This window comes from Streptomyces sp. NPDC059649, assembly GCF_042734445.1.
GTDB lineage: Bacteria > Actinomycetota > Actinomycetes > Streptomycetales > Streptomycetaceae > Streptomyces.
Map to the genome: position 1 here is coordinate 1 of NZ_JBHWDV010000060.1, position 15,292 is coordinate 15,292.

General features: G+C 71.6%; 11 protein-coding genes. 9 read left to right on the forward strand and 2 right to left on the reverse strand.

Annotation, left to right across the window (positions count from 1 at the left end):
* The first annotated feature begins 112 nt into the window (after positions 1-112).
* Positions 113-2,305: a 1,4-alpha-glucan branching enzyme gene (glgB, locus tag ACFV1J_RS35195; protein ID WP_385865214.1), complete on the forward strand. Its 2,193-nt coding sequence runs from the start codon at positions 113-115 to the stop codon at positions 2,303-2,305.
* Between the two features lie 77 nt (positions 2,306-2,382).
* Here the strand turns inward: glgB and ACFV1J_RS35200 are convergent, their stop codons facing one another.
* Positions 2,383-3,798: a cation:dicarboxylate symporter family transporter gene (locus ACFV1J_RS35200; RefSeq protein WP_385865155.1), complete on the reverse strand. Its 1,416-nt coding sequence runs from the start codon at positions 3,796-3,798 to the stop codon at positions 2,383-2,385.
* A 144-nt stretch (positions 3,799-3,942) separates the two neighbouring features.
* Here ACFV1J_RS35200 and ACFV1J_RS35205 point away from each other — a divergent pair, with 144 nt between their 5' ends.
* From ACFV1J_RS35205 to ACFV1J_RS35240, 8 genes are all read left to right on the forward strand, one after another.
* Positions 3,943-5,601: an ATP-binding protein gene (locus ACFV1J_RS35205; RefSeq protein WP_385865157.1), complete on the forward strand. Its 1,659-nt coding sequence runs from the start codon at positions 3,943-3,945 to the stop codon at positions 5,599-5,601.
* 46 nt (positions 5,602-5,647) lie between these two features.
* The gene (locus tag ACFV1J_RS35210; RefSeq protein ID WP_385865159.1) at positions 5,648-6,328 is read left to right on the forward strand and encodes a response regulator; all 681 of its coding nucleotides are present in this window, start codon (positions 5,648-5,650) and stop codon (positions 6,326-6,328) included.
* 88 nt (positions 6,329-6,416) lie between these two features.
* Positions 6,417-7,781: an extracellular solute-binding protein gene (locus ACFV1J_RS35215; RefSeq protein WP_385865161.1), complete on the forward strand. Its 1,365-nt coding sequence runs from the start codon at positions 6,417-6,419 to the stop codon at positions 7,779-7,781.
* Entirely contained in the window at positions 7,778-8,698 is a 921-nt protein-coding gene (locus ACFV1J_RS35220; protein WP_385865164.1) for a carbohydrate ABC transporter permease, read from the forward strand. Before ACFV1J_RS35215 ends, ACFV1J_RS35220 begins: the two co-directional genes overlap by 4 nt.
* Positions 8,699-8,702: 4 nt before the next feature.
* Positions 8,703-9,539: a carbohydrate ABC transporter permease gene (locus ACFV1J_RS35225; protein ID WP_385865166.1), complete on the forward strand. Its 837-nt coding sequence runs from the start codon at positions 8,703-8,705 to the stop codon at positions 9,537-9,539.
* Between the two features lie 154 nt (positions 9,540-9,693).
* Positions 9,694-10,401 (forward strand): helix-turn-helix domain-containing protein, encoded by a 708-nt coding sequence (locus tag ACFV1J_RS35230; RefSeq protein ID WP_385865168.1) that lies wholly within the window; start codon positions 9,694-9,696, stop codon positions 10,399-10,401.
* Positions 10,402-10,661: 260 nt separating this feature from the next.
* On the forward strand, positions 10,662-11,462 hold the full coding sequence (locus tag ACFV1J_RS35235) for an ABC transporter ATP-binding protein (protein WP_385865171.1): 801 nt from the start codon (positions 10,662-10,664) through the stop codon (positions 11,460-11,462).
* Between the two features lie 104 nt (positions 11,463-11,566).
* Positions 11,567-14,119: an ABC transporter permease gene (locus ACFV1J_RS35240; protein WP_385865173.1), complete on the forward strand. Its 2,553-nt coding sequence runs from the start codon at positions 11,567-11,569 to the stop codon at positions 14,117-14,119.
* A gap of 34 nt (positions 14,120-14,153) precedes the next feature.
* Here ACFV1J_RS35240 and ACFV1J_RS35245 read toward each other — a convergent pair whose 3' ends face one another.
* On the reverse strand, positions 14,154-15,179 hold the full coding sequence (locus ACFV1J_RS35245; protein WP_201811180.1) for an ATP-dependent 6-phosphofructokinase: 1,026 nt from the start codon (positions 15,177-15,179) through the stop codon (positions 14,154-14,156).
* Between the last annotated feature and the right edge of the window lie 113 nt (positions 15,180-15,292).

Below are 15,292 nucleotides of genomic sequence, written 5' to 3' on the forward strand. Positions count from 1 at the left end.
CGGCACCCGTCCGCCCGTGCCCCGGGAGGCGGCCGCCGCGCCGGGCGGCGGGCCCGCCCGGGCGGCCGGCACCGCGGCCGGCACTCCGCAGCCCGGCACCGGCGGCCGCGGAGTGCGACCCGCCGCCCCGCTGTCGGACGAGGACCGCGGCCGGCTGCTGGCCGGTGCGCACCACGATCCGCACGCCCTGCTCGGCGCCCACCCCGTGCGCGGCGGGCTGCTGATCCGTACCCTGCGGCCGCTCGCGGCCGGCGTCACCGTCCTCGCGGACGGGCTGCGCGCCGCACTGCACTCCGAGGGCGACGGGCTGTTCGCCGGTGTACTGCCGCTGCGTACCGTCCCGGACTACCAGCTGCTGGTCGACTACGGCGAGAGCACCCTGACCGTGGCCGATCCGTACCGCTTCCTGCCGGCGCTGGGCGAACTCGATCTGCATCTGTTCGGCGAGGGCCGGCACGAGCAGCTCTGGCAGGCGCTGGGCGCCCACGTCATGGACCACCAGGGCGTGACCGGCACCCGCTTCACCGTCTGGGCGCCCGACGCACAGGGCGTCCGCGTCGTCGGCAACTTCAACTACTGGGACGGCACCGGACACCCGATGCGCTCGCTGGGCTCCTCCGGTGTCTGGGAACTGTTCCTGCCCGGCCTCGGCGAGGGCGAGCTCTACAAGTTCGAGATCACCCGGCCGGACGGCTCGCGGACGGTGCGCGCCGACCCGATGGCCCGGCGGACCGAGTGCCCGCCCGCCACCGCCTCGGTCGTGCACACCTCACACCACCGCTGGCAGGACGACGACTGGATGGCGCACCGCGGCCAACGGCCCGTCCATCAGGCGCCGTTCTCCGTCTACGAGGTGCACCTGCCGTCCTGGCGCCCCGGTCTCACCTACCGGCAGCTCGCCGCGCAGCTGCCCGCCTACGTCAAGGACCTGGGCTTCACCCACGTCGAGTTCATGCCGGTCGCCGAGCACCCCTTCGGCGGGTCCTGGGGCTACCAGGTGACCGGTTTCTACGCGCCCACGGCCCGGATGGGCACGCCGGACGACTTCAAGTTCCTGATCGACGCGCTGCACCGGGCGGGCATCGGCGTCCTGATGGACTGGGTGCCGGCGCACTTCCCGCGCGACGACTGGGCGCTGGCCGAGTTCGACGGGCGGCCGCTGTACGAGCCGCAGGACCCGTCCCGGGCCGCGCACCCCGACTGGGGCACCCTGGAATTCGACTACGGCCGCACCGAGGTCCGTAACTTCCTGGTGGCCAACGCGGTGTACTGGTGCGAGGAGTTCCACATCGACGGGCTGCGGGTGGACGCGGTCGCCTCGATGCTCTACCTCGACTACTCCCGCGAGGACGGCGGCTGGACGCCGAACGTCAACGGCGGCCGGGAGAACCTCGACGCGGTGGCCTTCCTCCAGGAGATGAACGCCACGGTCTACCGCCGCTGCCCCGGCGTCGTCACCATCGCCGAGGAGTCCACCGCCTGGGACGGCGTCACCCGCGCCACCCACCACGTGGGCCCCGGCGGCTTCGGCGGCCTGGGCTTCGGCCTGAAGTGGAACATGGGCTGGATGCACGACTCGCTCGGCTATGTCTCCAAGGAGCCGGTGCACCGCAAGTACCACCACGGCGAGATGACCTTCTCGATGATCTACGCCTACTCCGAGAACTACGTGCTGCCGATCTCGCACGACGAGGTGGTGCACGGCAAGCAGGCGCTGGTGTCGAAGATGCCCGGGGACTGGTGGCAGCAGCGCGCCAACCACCGGGCCTACCTGGGCTTCATGTGGGCCCACCCCGGCAAGCAACTCCTCTTCATGGGGCAGGAGTTCGCACAGGGTGCGGAGTGGGCGGAGAGCCACGGCCCGGACTGGTGGCTGCTCGACCCGTCCTACGAGGCGGAGCCGGACCACCGGGGCGTCCGCGATCTGGTCCGGGAGCTGAACCGGCACTACGCCGCGACCCCGGCGCTGTGGGAGCGGGACACCGAACCGGCCGGTTTCCAGTGGATCGACAGCGACGCGAGCGAGGACAACGTCTTCTCGTTCCTCCGGTTCGCGGCCGACGGCAGCCCGCTGGTGTCGGTCACCAACTTCTCGCCGGTGGTCCGGCACGGCTACCGGATCGGCGTCCCGGACGACGTCCCGGCCTGGCGCGAGGTGCTCAACACCGACGAGCCGCGCTACGGCGGCAGCGGCGTGGCCAACTCCGATCCGCTGAAGACCGAGACCGTCGCCTGGAACGGGCGGGCCAGCTGCGTCTCGCTGGTCCTGCCGCCGCTGGCCACGATCTGGCTCCGGCCGGCGTAGGCCGGAAAGGGCGGAACGGCCGGAGGGGCGGGCACCGGGATCCGGTGCCCGCCCCTTGTCCGTCCCGCGGTGGTGCGTCAGACGGTGGCGGACTCCTTCGTCCCGCCGTCCCGGGGACCTGCGACCACGGCCGGCGGCGCGGGGTCCGCGGCCGGGCCGTGCCCGTCGGCGGAGAGCGTCTTCTCGTCGAACGGGATCCGGCCGGCCAGCACCTCGGCCGTCCGGGACTTGTCGATCTCCTTGGTCCAGGTCCCGACGAGCACGGTGGCGACCGCGTTGCCCGCGAAGTTGGTCAGCGCCCGGGCCTCGCTCATGAAGCGGTCGATGCCGACGATCAGGCCGACGCCGTCGACGAGTTCGGGGCGGTGCGACTGCAGCCCGCCGGCCAGCGTGGCCATGCCCGCGCCAGTGACGCCGGCGGCCCCCTTGGACGCGATGATCATGAAGACCAGCAGCGAGATCTGCTGTCCGAGGGAGAGCGGCTTGCCCATCGCCTCGGCCACGAACAGCGAGGACATGGTCAGGTAGATCGCGGTGCCGTCGAGGTTGAAGCTGTAGCCGGTCGGGACGGTGATGCCGACCACCGGCTTGCTGACGCCCAGGTGCTCCATCTTCGCGATCAGCCGGGGCAGCGCCGACTCCGAGGAGGACGTCGACAGGATCAGCAGGAACTCCCGGGCGAGGTACTTCAGCAGTAGGAAGATGTTGACCCCGGCGACCAGCCGGAGCAGCGTGCCGAGCACCACGATCACGAACAGCAGACAGGTCGTGTAGAAGCCGACCATGATGATGGCCAGCGACTTCAGTGCGTCCAGACCGGTCTCGCCGACCACCGCGGCGATCGCGCCGAAGGCACCCACCGGCGCCGCCCACATGATCATGGCCAGCACCCGGAAGACCAGCTTCTGCAAATGCCCGACGCCGCGCAGCACCGGCTCGCCCGCCGAACCCAGCGCCTGCAGCCCGAAGCCGACCAGCAGCGCCACCAGCAGCGTCTGCAGCACCTCGCCCTCGGTGAAGGCCGAGACCAGCGTCTTGGGGATCATGCCGAGCAGGAAGTCGGGCAGCGATTCGGCGCTGCCCGAGGCCTGCTCATGCCCCGCGTGCCGTACGGACTCGGTCAGGTGCAGCCCGGAACCGGGGTCCAGGAGGTTCCCGACGACCAGGCCGATGGCCAGCGCGACGGTGGACATCACCATGAAGTAGCCCAGTGCCAGCCCGCCCACCGCACCGACCTTGGCGGCCTTACGGATCGAGCCGACGCCCAGCACGATGGTGCAGAAGATGACCGGCGAGATCATCATCTTGATCAGGTTCACGAACCCGGTACCGAGCGGTTTGAGCTGCACGGCGACACCGGGGGCGGCGAAGCCCACGATGATGCCGAGCAGCACCGCCCCGATCACGGCGATGTAGAGAAAGTGGGTCCGGTCCCGCTTCACCGGCGCGGCCTTCTCGGTGGTTGCCCCGGACGGCGGGGTCTGTGCAGCCACGGCTGCCTCCTCGGGTCTACGGTTCTGCGCCCTGTCTGCGGCTCGGCGCACAACGAGTCCCGGCGACTATGCACCCCGCTGTGGCGGGCGTCACCCTTACGTGCATTTCGTTCACGCGAAAGCTGACCGTGCAGACTGTTCCGTATGCGACTCCCCCGATCCCGCGGGTCCCGGTGGCCCGGCCGGCTGCGCGGTCCGCGCAGTCTGGCCGGCCAGCTCTTCGGCATGCAGGTGGTGCTGGTCGCGGCGGTCGTGGTGGGCTGCGCCCTGTTCGCGTACCTCAGTGCCGGGCGGCAGGCGGAGGAGACGGCGCGGCGGCAGGCGACCGCGGCGACCACCGCCGTGGCCGATTCCCCGGCCGTGGTGGCGGCGGCCCGCACCGAGCACCCGACGGCCGTGCTCCAGCCGTACGCCGAGCGGCTGCGGCGGGACGCGGGGGTGGACTTCGTGGTGGTGATGGCTCCGGACGGGACGCGCTGGACGCATCCGGAGCCGTCCGCGATCGGGAAGAAGTACCTGGGGCACATCGGCCCGGCGCTGCACGGCCGGACCTTCGCGGAGACCCACATGGGCGTGCTCGGCCCGTCCGTACGGGTGGTCGCCCCGGTCCGCGATCCGCGGGCCGGCGGCCGGATCACCGCGCTGGTCAGCTCGGGGATCACGATCAAGACGATCAGCCGGCAGCTGCGGGACCAGGTGCTCGCGGTGGTCGGGGTGGCCGCGGCGGCCCTGGTGCTGGGCGGCGCGGGCACGTACGTGATCAACGCCCGGCTGCGCCGGCACACCCACGGCATGAACGCCCAGGAGCTCGGCCGGATGCACGACTACCACCAGGCGGCGCTGCACGCCGTGCGCGAGGGGCTGCTGATGCTCGACGGGGAGCGCCGGGTCGCGCTGATCAACGACGGCGGGCGGGAGCTGCTGGGGCTGTCCGGGGACGCGGTGGGCCGGGCGGTGACCGAGCTGGGGCTGCCGGAGCCGCTGACCGAGGCGTTGCTGGAGCCCGGACCGCGGGTCGACGAGCTGCAGCTGACCCGCGACCGGGTGCTGGTCCTGAACTCCGCGCCGGTCTCCGGCGGCGAGCAGCGCGGCAGCGTCGTCACCCTGCGGGACCACACCGAACTCCAGGCGCTCTCCGGTGAGTTGGACTCGGTGCGGGGCTTCGCCGAGGCGCTGCGTTCGCAGGCGCACGAGGCCGCGAACCGGCTGCACACCGTGGTCTCGCTGATCGAGCTGGGCCGGGCCGAGGAGGCGGTGGAATTCGCCACCGCGGAGCTGGAGCTGGCGCAGGCGCTGACCGACCAGGTCGTCGGGGCGGTCGCCGAGCCGGTGCTGGCCGCGCTGCTGCTGGGCAAGGCCGCCCAGGCCAACGAGCGCGGGGTGGAGCTGACCCTGACGCCGGACAGCCGGATCGACGACGGGGTGCTGCCGCCCGGGCTGCCGGCCCGGGACCTGGTGACGGTGCTGGGCAACCTCCTCGACAACGCCATCGACGCCGCGGCCCCGGGCCCGGAGCACGCCCCGGTCGAGCCGCCGCGGGTGCGGGTCACCGCCCGTGCGGACGGCGGCGAACTGCTGCTGCGGGTGGCGGACAACGGCCCGGGGGTGGCCGCGGAGGCCGCCGAGGAGATCTTCCGGCGGGGCTGGAGCACCAAGCAGGGCGCGGCCGGCCGCGGGCTGGGACTGTCCCTGGTGCGGCAGGCGGTGCGGCGCAACGGCGGCACCGTGGCGCTGGACCGGGCACCGGAGGGCGGCGCACGGTTCACCGTACGGCTGCCGCTGCGGACGGGAGCGGCGGCATGAGCGGGGCGCGCGGGCCGGCCGGCCCGGCCGAGGGAGGTGGCCGGCGGTGAGACCCTCCGACATCCGGGTGCTGGTCGTCGAGGACGACCCGGTGGCCGCCGACGCGCATGCGCTGTACGTCGGGCGGGTGCCCGGCTTCACGGTGTGCGGCACCGTGCACTCCTTGGGCGACGCCCGCCGCCACCTCGACCAGCATCCGGTCGATCTGCTGCTGCTGGACCTGTATCTGCCCGACGGGCACGGGCTGCAACTGGTGCGGACGCTGCGCGCGGCCGGTCATGCCGCCGACATCATCGCGGTCACCTCGGCCCGAGATCTGGCGATGGTCCGGGAGGGTGTCTCGCTGGGGGTGGTGCAGTACGTGCTGAAGCCGTTCACCTTCGCCACGCTGCGGGACCGGCTCACCCGGTACGCCGAGTTCCGCGCCACCAGCGGGGAGGCCAGCGGGCAGGACGAGGTGGACCGGGCGATCGCCGCGCTGCGCGCCCCGCGGCCGGCCGCGCTGCCCAAGGGGCTGACCGCGGCCACCCTGCGGGCGGTGACCGATGTGCTGCGGGCCGCCGAGCACGGGGTGACCGCGGCCGAGGCCGCCGCCGACGTGGGCATTTCCCGGATCACCGCGCGCCGCTATCTGGAGCATCTGGTGGACGGCGGCCGGGCGGTCCGCGCGCCACAGTACGGCCAGGTCGGCCGGCCCGAATTGCGCTACCGCTGGTCGGGCCATTGACCGCCTGTGATCGGTGACTTACGTTCAGCGGGCAGCACACCATGGTGAGTTGACCGTGAGTTGACCGTGGTCCCGCAGGAGGTCTGCCGTGCGCCCCACCGCTCCGCTGATTCTGCTCGCCGCCGCCGTCGTCGCCGCCGGGACGCTCACCGGCTGCGGCGGTGGGTCCGGGAGCGACAAGGACACCGTCAAGGTCGCCTTCATCAAGGACACCAACGCCAAGGTCACCGTCCGGGACGACTACATCCGCCTGGTGGCCCGGCAGTTCGAGAAGCACAACCCGGGCAAGAAGGTCCGGCTGATCCCGATCCAGGCGTCGGAGAACGACTACTACGCCAAGATCCAGCAGATGATGCGCTCCCCCAGGACCGCCCCCGACCTGGTCTACGAGGACACCTTCCTGGTCAACTCCGACATCAAGGCGGGGCTGCTGCGGCCGCTGGACGCACAGGTCGACTCCTGGGCCGACTGGCGGCAGTTCGAGCCGTCCGCCAAGGCCGCGGCCCGGGGGCAGGACGGGAAGACGTACGGCGTCCCGGACGGCACGGACACCCGCGGGCTGTGGTTCAACAAGAAGATCTTCCGCCGGGCCGGGCTGCCGGCGAACTGGCGGCCGAGGACCTGGGACGAGGTGCTGGCCGCGGCCCGGACCGTCAAGAAGAAGGTCCCCGGCGTGATCCCGCTGAACGTCTTCACCGGCAAGGGCGCGGGTGAGGCGGCCGTGATGCAGGGCTTCGAGATGCTGCTCTACGGCACGGGGAAGGACCCGCTGTACGACCCGGGGGCCAAGAAGTGGGTCACCGGCAGCAAGGGTTTCCGGGACAGCCTGGCCTTCATCGACACCGTCTACAAGGAGAAGCTCGGCCCCGACGTCTCCGACGCGCTCAGCCCCAACATCCAGACCAATGTGGCCGCCGAGCTGCTCCCCGAGGAGAAGCTGGCGATCGATCTGGACGGCTCGTGGCTGGGCCAGCAGTGGCAGAAGACCGGCGGCGGCAACCCCTGGCCGCAGTGGTCGACGACGCTGGGCCAGGCCCCGTTCCCCACCCGGCACGGCGACCCGCCGGGCACGGTGAGCCTGGCCGGCGGCTGGACCTGGTCGATCCCGCGGCGCGCCCAACAGCCCGGTCTGGCCTGGAAGTTGATCCGGACGTTCCAGTCGCGGGCGAACGCGCTGGAGTGGTGCGTACGGGGTGCGCAGATCACCGTACGGAAGGACGTCGCGGCCGATCCGCGCTACCGGAAGTCCGTCCCCGGCATCGGCTTCTTCACCTCGCTGGTCAAGGTCAGCCACTTCCGGCCCGCGCTGCCGGAGTACCCGAAGGTGGCCGCGGCGATCGGGGAGGCGATGGAGGCGGTCACCGCCGATGACTCCTCGCCGGCCGAGGCGGCCAAGGACTACGACGAGGGCCTCGCGTCGATCGTGGACGGCCGGACCGTCGCCCGGCCATGACCGGCACCGTCGCCGGCACCCGGACCGCCGCCCCGGCCCGTACGCCGCGGCCCGTCCCGGTCCGCACCCGGCTGCTGCGCTGGTCGCCGCTGCTCCCGGCCACCGTCCTGCTGCTGCTCTTCCTGGCCGGCCCGATCGCCTACTGCGTCTACCTCGCCTTCACCGACACCCAGCTGACCGGGCAGGAGTCGGCGTCCTTCGTGGGGCTGGCCAACTTCCGGCAGGCGTTCGGCGATCCGGGCTTCCGCAACGCGGTGGTGCTGACGCTGGTGTTCACGGTGGTCTCCTCGATCCTCGGGCAGAACACCCTCGGTCTGGCGCTGGCCGGACTGCTGCGGCGCGCCTCACGTCCGGTACGGGTGCTGACCGGCGCCGTGGTGATCACCGCCTGGGTGCTCCCGGAGATCGTCGCCGGCTTCCTGCTCTACACCTTCTTCGAGCGTCGCGGGACCCTGAACGCGGTGCTCTCCTGGCTCCATCTGCCCACCCAGAACTGGCTGTTCACGCTGCCGATCCTGGCGGTGTCGTTCGCCAACGTCTGGCGCGGGACGGCGTTCTCGATGCTGATCTACTCCGCGGCGCTGTCCGAAATCCCGCCGGAGGTCACCGAGTCCGCCGAGGTGGACGGCGCGGGCGGGCTGCGCCGGCTGTGGCACATCACGCTGCCGATGATCCGCCGTTCCATCGGCACGAACCTGATGCTCAACACCCTGCAGACGCTCTCCGTCTTCGGGCTGATCTGGGCGATGACCCGGGGCGGTCCGGGCAACCGCAGCCAGACGCTCCCGGTGTTCATGTACGACCAGGCGTTCTTGAAGTCGCTGATCGGCTACGGCACCGCGGTGGCGCTGCTGTTGCTGCTGGTGGGCGCGGTGTTCGCGGCCGGCTGGCTGCGCCTGATGCGCGAGGAGGTCTGACGCCGTGCCGCTGCCCCTGCCCCGGCGGGTGGTCCGCCGGCTGGCCGCCGATGCCGGGCTGCTGGTCGTCGCGGTGGCGTTCGCCGTTCCGCTGCTGTGGCTGGTGCTGGCGTCGCTGGACGCGCACGCCACGCTGCGGGTGCGGCCGCCCACTTCACCTACGCTGGAGAACTTCTCCGCGGTGCTGACCGACGAGATCACCTTCACGCCGATGCTCAACAGCCTGCTGATCTGCGGCGGCGCCACCCTGCTCACGGTGGTCTGCGCGGCGCTGGCCGCCTATCCGCTGTCCCGCTTCCACTCCCGTTTCGCCCGGCCGTACCTGCTGACGATCCTGTTCTCGACGTGCCTGCCGATCACCGCGGTGATGGTCCCGGTGTACGGGCTGTTCGTGCAGATCAACCTGATCGACACCCGCTACGGCACCGCACTGTTCCTGGCCACGGCCCAACTCCCGTTCGCCGTCTGGCTGATGAAGAACTTCATGGACGGGGTGCCGCGGGCGCTGGAGGAGGCGGCGTGGACGGACGGCGCGTCATGGCGGCAGACCCTGCTGCGGGTGATCCTGCCGCTGATGGGGCCCGGACTCGCGGTGGTCGCGATCTACACCTTCATCATGATGTGGGGCAACTTCTTCGTACCGTTCATGCTGCTGCTCTCCCCGGAGGAACTGCCCGCCTCGGTCAGCATTTTCAATTTCTTCGGCAATTACGGGGCCATCGCGTTCGGCGAACTCGCAGCCTTTTCCCTCCTTTACTCGACACCGGTCGTGCTGCTGTACGTCCTCATTTCCCGGCGGCTCGGCGGGGGTTTCGCACTGGGCGGCGCGGTGAAGGGGTAGTGAAGGCCGATGGGGCGGTCGACGCCGGCGAGCGACCGATCGGCCGGAAATCTTCACGCCCTGGCCGAGAAAAACCGGCCGGCTAGGAGGTTCCTACGACTTCGATCCTTGGGTTTCCGCACGATAGGTGCGAAGCCACATCGTCACTTACCGTGTGCCGGTGAACACGCACGCCGGGGAGCCGCGCAGGCCCCCTTTCAACGCCACCGCCGCCCGCCGGCTCCGCGAGGCCCTCGGCATGACCCCCGCCCATGTCGCCTACGGAATTCGCGCCGCCTATGGAATTCCGGTGTCCCCGGCCACGGTGGCGTCCTGGGAATTGGGGGAAAACGCTCCTACGGAATCCGAACTCACCGCACTCGCCGGTGCCCTGTGGTGTGCGCCCGGCGAACTCCTGGGCGCCCCCGGCACCCTGCGCGAATACCGTCTCGCCGCCGGTCTGGCACCGGACGCGCTCGCCCTGCGGATCGGCATGGACCCGGCCGCCTACGAGCGTCTGGAGGCGGGCGGGAAGTGGAACGGCAACGAGCGGCAGGCCGCCGCACTGGCCGAGGCGCTGGACCTGCCGCTGCCCGCGCTGCTCCGGTTCACCGGCCAGGACACCGCCCTCTCCGCGCTGCTGACCAGCGCGGCCACCACCCGCTGGCAGGCGTACGTCCGGCCGGTCGGCAAGCTCGTCCCGCTGCCCAAGCAGCGGATCCAGGAGGTCCTGCAGGCGCTGCACGCCGACTACCAGGCGTCGATGACGGCCACGCTCAACTGGGGCGGCGGCGACGGGACCGGCGAGTCGGGCGAGGCGGGGCGCGCCTTCCTCGACGCCGTCCTGACCGAATTCTGGGCACGGGTCGGCGATCTGCCCTGACCGCGCGCGGCCCCGGGCCGGGAGCGCGCGGCACTGAGACCGGAGAGCGCGCGGGCGCCCCCGGGGCCGGAGCGCGCGGGCGACCCTGAGGGATCCCGTCGGTCCCAGGGTGGACGGCCCGTCCCCCCAGAGGGGGACACCGGACCCCGGCGTCACCCTTCCGATCGGCCCGGCTTTCGGTCCCTGGGGCCGACGCCCCCGCTGACCTGCGCCTCCGAGAATGGGGAGGTCGAATTTCCCGTCCCCTTGCAGGAGTCCCCGTGTCCCACCCGGCCGCCTTCCCGGGCCTTCCCGGCTCGTCCGCACCCACCCGCGCCACCGGCGCCGTCGCCGCCCGCGCGACGGACCTCAGCAAGGTCTACGGCCACGGGGAGACCCGGGTGGTGGCGCTGGACTCCGTCTCCGTGGAGTTCGGCAAGGCCCGGTTCACCGCGATCATGGGCCCGTCCGGTTCCGGCAAGTCCACGCTGATGCACTGCATGGCGGGCCTGGACAAGATCTCCGGCGGCTCGGCCCGGATCGGGGACGTCGAGCTGGGCTCGCTCAACGACAAGCAGCTGACCCGGCTGCGCCGCGACAAGATCGGCTTCATCTTCCAGGCGTTCAACCTGCTGCCCACGCTCACCGCGCTGGAGAACATCACCCTGCCGATGGACATAGCCGGCCGCAAGGCCGACCGGGAGTGGATCAACGCGGTCATCGAGACCGTCGGACTGGGCGGGCGGCTGACACACCGGCCGGCCCAGCTCTCCGGCGGCCAGCAGCAGCGGGTCGCGGTGGCCCGGGCGCTGGCCGCCCGGCCGGAGATCATCTTCGCCGACGAGCCGACCGGCAACCTCGACTCCCGTTCCGGCGCCGAAGTCCTGGGCTTCCTGCGGGAGTCGGTACAGGCGATGGACCAGACGGTGGTGATGGTCACCCACGACCCGGTCGCGGCCGGCTACGCGGACCGGGTGGTCTTCCTGGCCGACGGCCGGATCGTCGAGGAGCTGCACCGACCGACCGCGGACACGGTGCTCGACCGGATGCGGCTGTTCGACGCCAAGGGCCGGACCAGCTAGCCACGGGCCGGACGAGCCGACGCGGGGCCACGCCCCGCCCCTGCCGCGCCTCCGGGCCCAGCCCTTCCTCCCCCGCCACCGGACCAGGACTGACACACACCACCATGCTGCGTACCGCCCTGCGCAACCTCCTTGCGCACAAAGCCCGATTGATGATGACCGCGCTCGCGGTGCTGCTCGGCGTCGCCTTCGTCGCCGGCACCCTCATCTTCAGTGACACCGTCGGCGAGGCCATCAAGAAGGCCTCCGCCAGGAACCTCGACGGGGTGGCCGTCTCCGTCCAGGACCTCCCCGCAGACAACGCGCCGGCCACCGGCAAGGACGGCAAACGGACCACCCTCCTCGACGACAAGCTGGCCGACCGCATCGGTGCCCTGCCGGGCGTGACGTCCGTGCGGCGCAACGTCACCGGCCCGGCCACCGTCGCCGGCCCGGACGGCGCACCGATCGGCGACGGCTGGCAGAACCTCGCCGTCAACTTCCAGCCGGACAAGGACGGCCACGACCCCCGCTACCCGCTGAAGCAGGGCCGCGGACCGGCCGCCGCGAACGAGATCGCGCTGGACGAGGCCACCGCGAAGGCGTCCGGCCACAAGCTCGGCGACTCCGTGCGGTTCGCCACCGACGGCCCGGCGCTGACCAAGAAGCTGGTCGGCATCGTGACCACCGACGACCCGCAGGTGACCGCGGGCGGCAGCCTCGCACTCTTCGACACCGCCACCGCGCAGAAGCTGTATCTGCACCCCGGTCAGTTCGACGAGCTGGTGGTGGGCGCCGAGCCCGGCGCCGATCAGCAGGCCCTGACCGCGAAGGTCCGCGAGATCCTGCCCAAGGACCGCGCCCAGGCGACCAGCGGTGCCACGCTCGCCGCCGAGCAGTCCACGAGGATCGCCGAGCGGAACAATGCCCTGACCCAGACGCTGCTGGCCTTCGCCGGGATCGCGCTGTTCGTCGGTGTCTTCATCATCGCCAACACCTTCACCATGCTGATCTCCCAGCGCAGCCGGGAGATCGCCCTGCTGCGCGCGGTCGGCGCCTCCCGCCGGCAGGTGGTCCGCTCGGTCCTCGTCGAGGCGGCCCTGCTGGGGTTGATCTCCTCGGCCATCGGTTTGGCGCTGGGCCTGGGTCTTGCGGTGGGCCTGCGGGCGGGGCTCAACGCCAACGGCGCGGGCTTCCCGAACGGACCGGTCGTCATCAGCCCGACCGCGGTGCTCTCCGCACTCGGCGTGGGCGTCGTGGTGACCGTACTCGCCGCCTGGCTGCCGTCCCGCAAGGCCGCGAAGATCGCCCCGGTGGAGGCGCTCAACACCGTCGAGGCGCCGCCGGCGCCGCGCAGCCTGGTGATCCGCAACTCCCTCGGTGCGGTCATCACCGGCCTCGGTGTCGCGATCATGTTCTACGTCCGCACCCTGACGTCCGTCGACGACCTGACGGTCGCGATGGCGGGCTCGATGGTGACGCTGACCGGCGTCATCATCCTCGCGCCGCTGCTGTCGCGGCCCCTGGTCTCGCTGGCGGGCGTCGTCACCACCCGGCTGTTCGGCGTCAGCGGCAAGCTGGCCAAGGAGAACGCGCTGCGCAACCCCCGCCGTACGGCGGCGACCGCCTCGGCGCTGATGATCGGCCTCACCCTGATGACCGGCATGACGGTCGTCGGGATCTCCTCGCAGCAGGCCGTGGACGAGATGGCGGCCAAGGGGCTGACGGCCGACCTCAAGATCAGCACGTCGACGTACACCGGCCTGGACACCGCGCTGTCGCAGAAGGTGGCGGACCTCCCCGGCGTCGAGGCGATGGCCCCGCTGCGCCGCACGGGCATCCGGTCGACCCAGTACTCCATGAGCCTGATCGGCACCGACCTCACCACGATCGGCAAGGTCGCCCAACTGGACCTCGTCAGCGGCTCGTTGCCGCACACCGGAAGCGACGGCATCGCGGTCTCCCAGGACATGGCCAAGAAGAAGGGCTGGCACCCCGGCGACACCCTGGACGCCACGTTCCCCGACGACAAGAAGACGAAGCTGCGGATCACCGGAATCTACGCGGACAACGAGGTGCTCGGCGACTCGATCGGCGCCACCTCGGTGGTCGATCCGCACCTGGACCGGCCGCTGAACGACGAGCTGCTGGTCAAGGCCCAGGACGGCCGCACGGACGGGCTTTCGACGCCGATCCGGCACGCGCTCGGCGACAGCCCGCTGCTGAAGGTCCAGGACCGCGCCGACCTGCGCAAGGAGAGCGCCGGGAACGTCAACACGGTGCTCTACGTCTCCTATGGGCTGCTGGGCATGTCCGTCGTCATCGCGGTGGTGGGTGTCGTCAACACCCTCGCCATGTCGGTCTTCGAGCGGACCCGTGAGATCGGGATGCTGCGGGCGATCGGACTGGCCCGCAGCGGCGTCAAGCAGATGGTCCGGCTGGAGTCGGTGGTCATCGCGCTGTTCGGCGCGGGCCTGGGAATCGGCCTGGGGATCTTCCTCTCCTGGGCCGCCGGCACCATGCTCGGCCACGGCCTCCCCACCTACCAGTTGCTGCTGCCCTGGGGCAGGCTCGGGCTGTTCCTGCTGATCGCGCTGGTCGTGGGGGTGCTGGCCGCGCTGTGGCCGGCCCGCCGGGCCGCCCGGCTGAACATGCTGGAGGCGATCGGCGCGCAGTGACCGCGCCGCCGTCGTACGCGGTACGGCTCGGGGCTCAGAAGACCGACTCGGCCTCGTCCATCCGCCACCCCGGCACGGTCTTGAGTTCGGTGATCGCGTCGGCCAGCGGCACCATCGTGATGTCCGTACCGCGCAGCGCGGTCATCCTGCCGAAGTCCCCGCGGTGCGCGGCCTCGACGGCGTGCCAGCCGAAGCGGGTGGCGAGCACCCGGTCGTACGCGGTCGGGGTGCCACCGCGCTGGACGTGGCCGAGGATGACCGGGCGGGCCTCCTTGCCGAGGCGGTGCTCCAGTTCGCGGGCGAGGGCGGTGCCGATGCCCTGGAAGCGCTCGTGGCCGAACTGGTCGATGGCGCCCTTGCCGTAGTCCATGGACCCGGGCGCCGGGTGCGCGCCCTCGGCGACGCAGACGACCGCGAACTTCTTGCCGCGGGCGAACCGCTCCTCGACCATCGCGCACAGGTCGGCCGGGTCGAAGGGCCGCTCGGGCAGGCAGATGGCGTGCGCACCGCCGGCCATCCCGGACTCCAGCGCGATCCAGCCGGCGTGCCGGCCCATCACCTCGACGACCATGACCCGCTGGTGGGACTCCGCGGTGGTCTTGAGGCGGTCGATGGCCTCGGTCGCCACGCCGACGGCGGTGTCGAAGCCGAAGGTGCGGTCGGTGGAGGAGATGTCGTTGTCGATGGTCTTGGGGACGCCGACGACGGGCAGTCCGGCGTCCGACAGCATCCGGGCCGCGGTGAGGGTGCCCTCGCCGCCGATCGGGATCAGGACGTCGATGCCGTAGTCCTTGGAGTGGTCCTTGGCGTCCTCGCATGCCTCTTGCAGTCGGGCGCGCTCCAGACGGGAGGAGCCGAGGATGGTGCCGCCGCGGGCGAGGATGCCGCTGACGGCCTCCAGGTCCAGCTTGCGGAAGCGGCCTTCGAGCAGGCCGGCGAAGCCGTCTTCAAAACCTATGACCTCGTCGCCGTGGCCGGTGAGGGCGCGGTGGACGACGGACCGGATCACAGCGTTCAGGCCGGGGCAGTCGCCGCCTGCGGTGAGGACTCCGATACGCATCGTGCTGTGTCTCCTGTGCTCGCTGTGGGTTCCTGAGCCGGTCCGATTGTTTCACGGGCCCGACGGGTCCCGGCCGCACACATCGACCCCACCCCTACTGTCCCCGCCCGGCC

Excerpts from the sequence above, each read along its gene's own strand:
- ACFV1J_RS35220 (WP_385865164.1), top strand. The coding sequence starts at position 7,778 with ATGACCGGCACCGTCGCCGGCACCCGGACCGCCGCCCCGGCCCGTACG.
- ACFV1J_RS35205 (WP_385865157.1), top strand. The coding sequence starts at position 3,943 with ATGCGACTCCCCCGATCCCGCGGGTCCCGGTGGCCCGGCCGGCTGCGC.
- ACFV1J_RS35245 (WP_201811180.1), bottom strand. The coding sequence starts at position 15,179 with ATGCGTATCGGAGTCCTCACCGCAGGCGGCGACTGCCCCGGCCTGAAC.
- ACFV1J_RS35240 (WP_385865173.1), top strand. The coding sequence starts at position 11,567 with ATGCTGCGTACCGCCCTGCGCAACCTCCTTGCGCACAAAGCCCGATTG.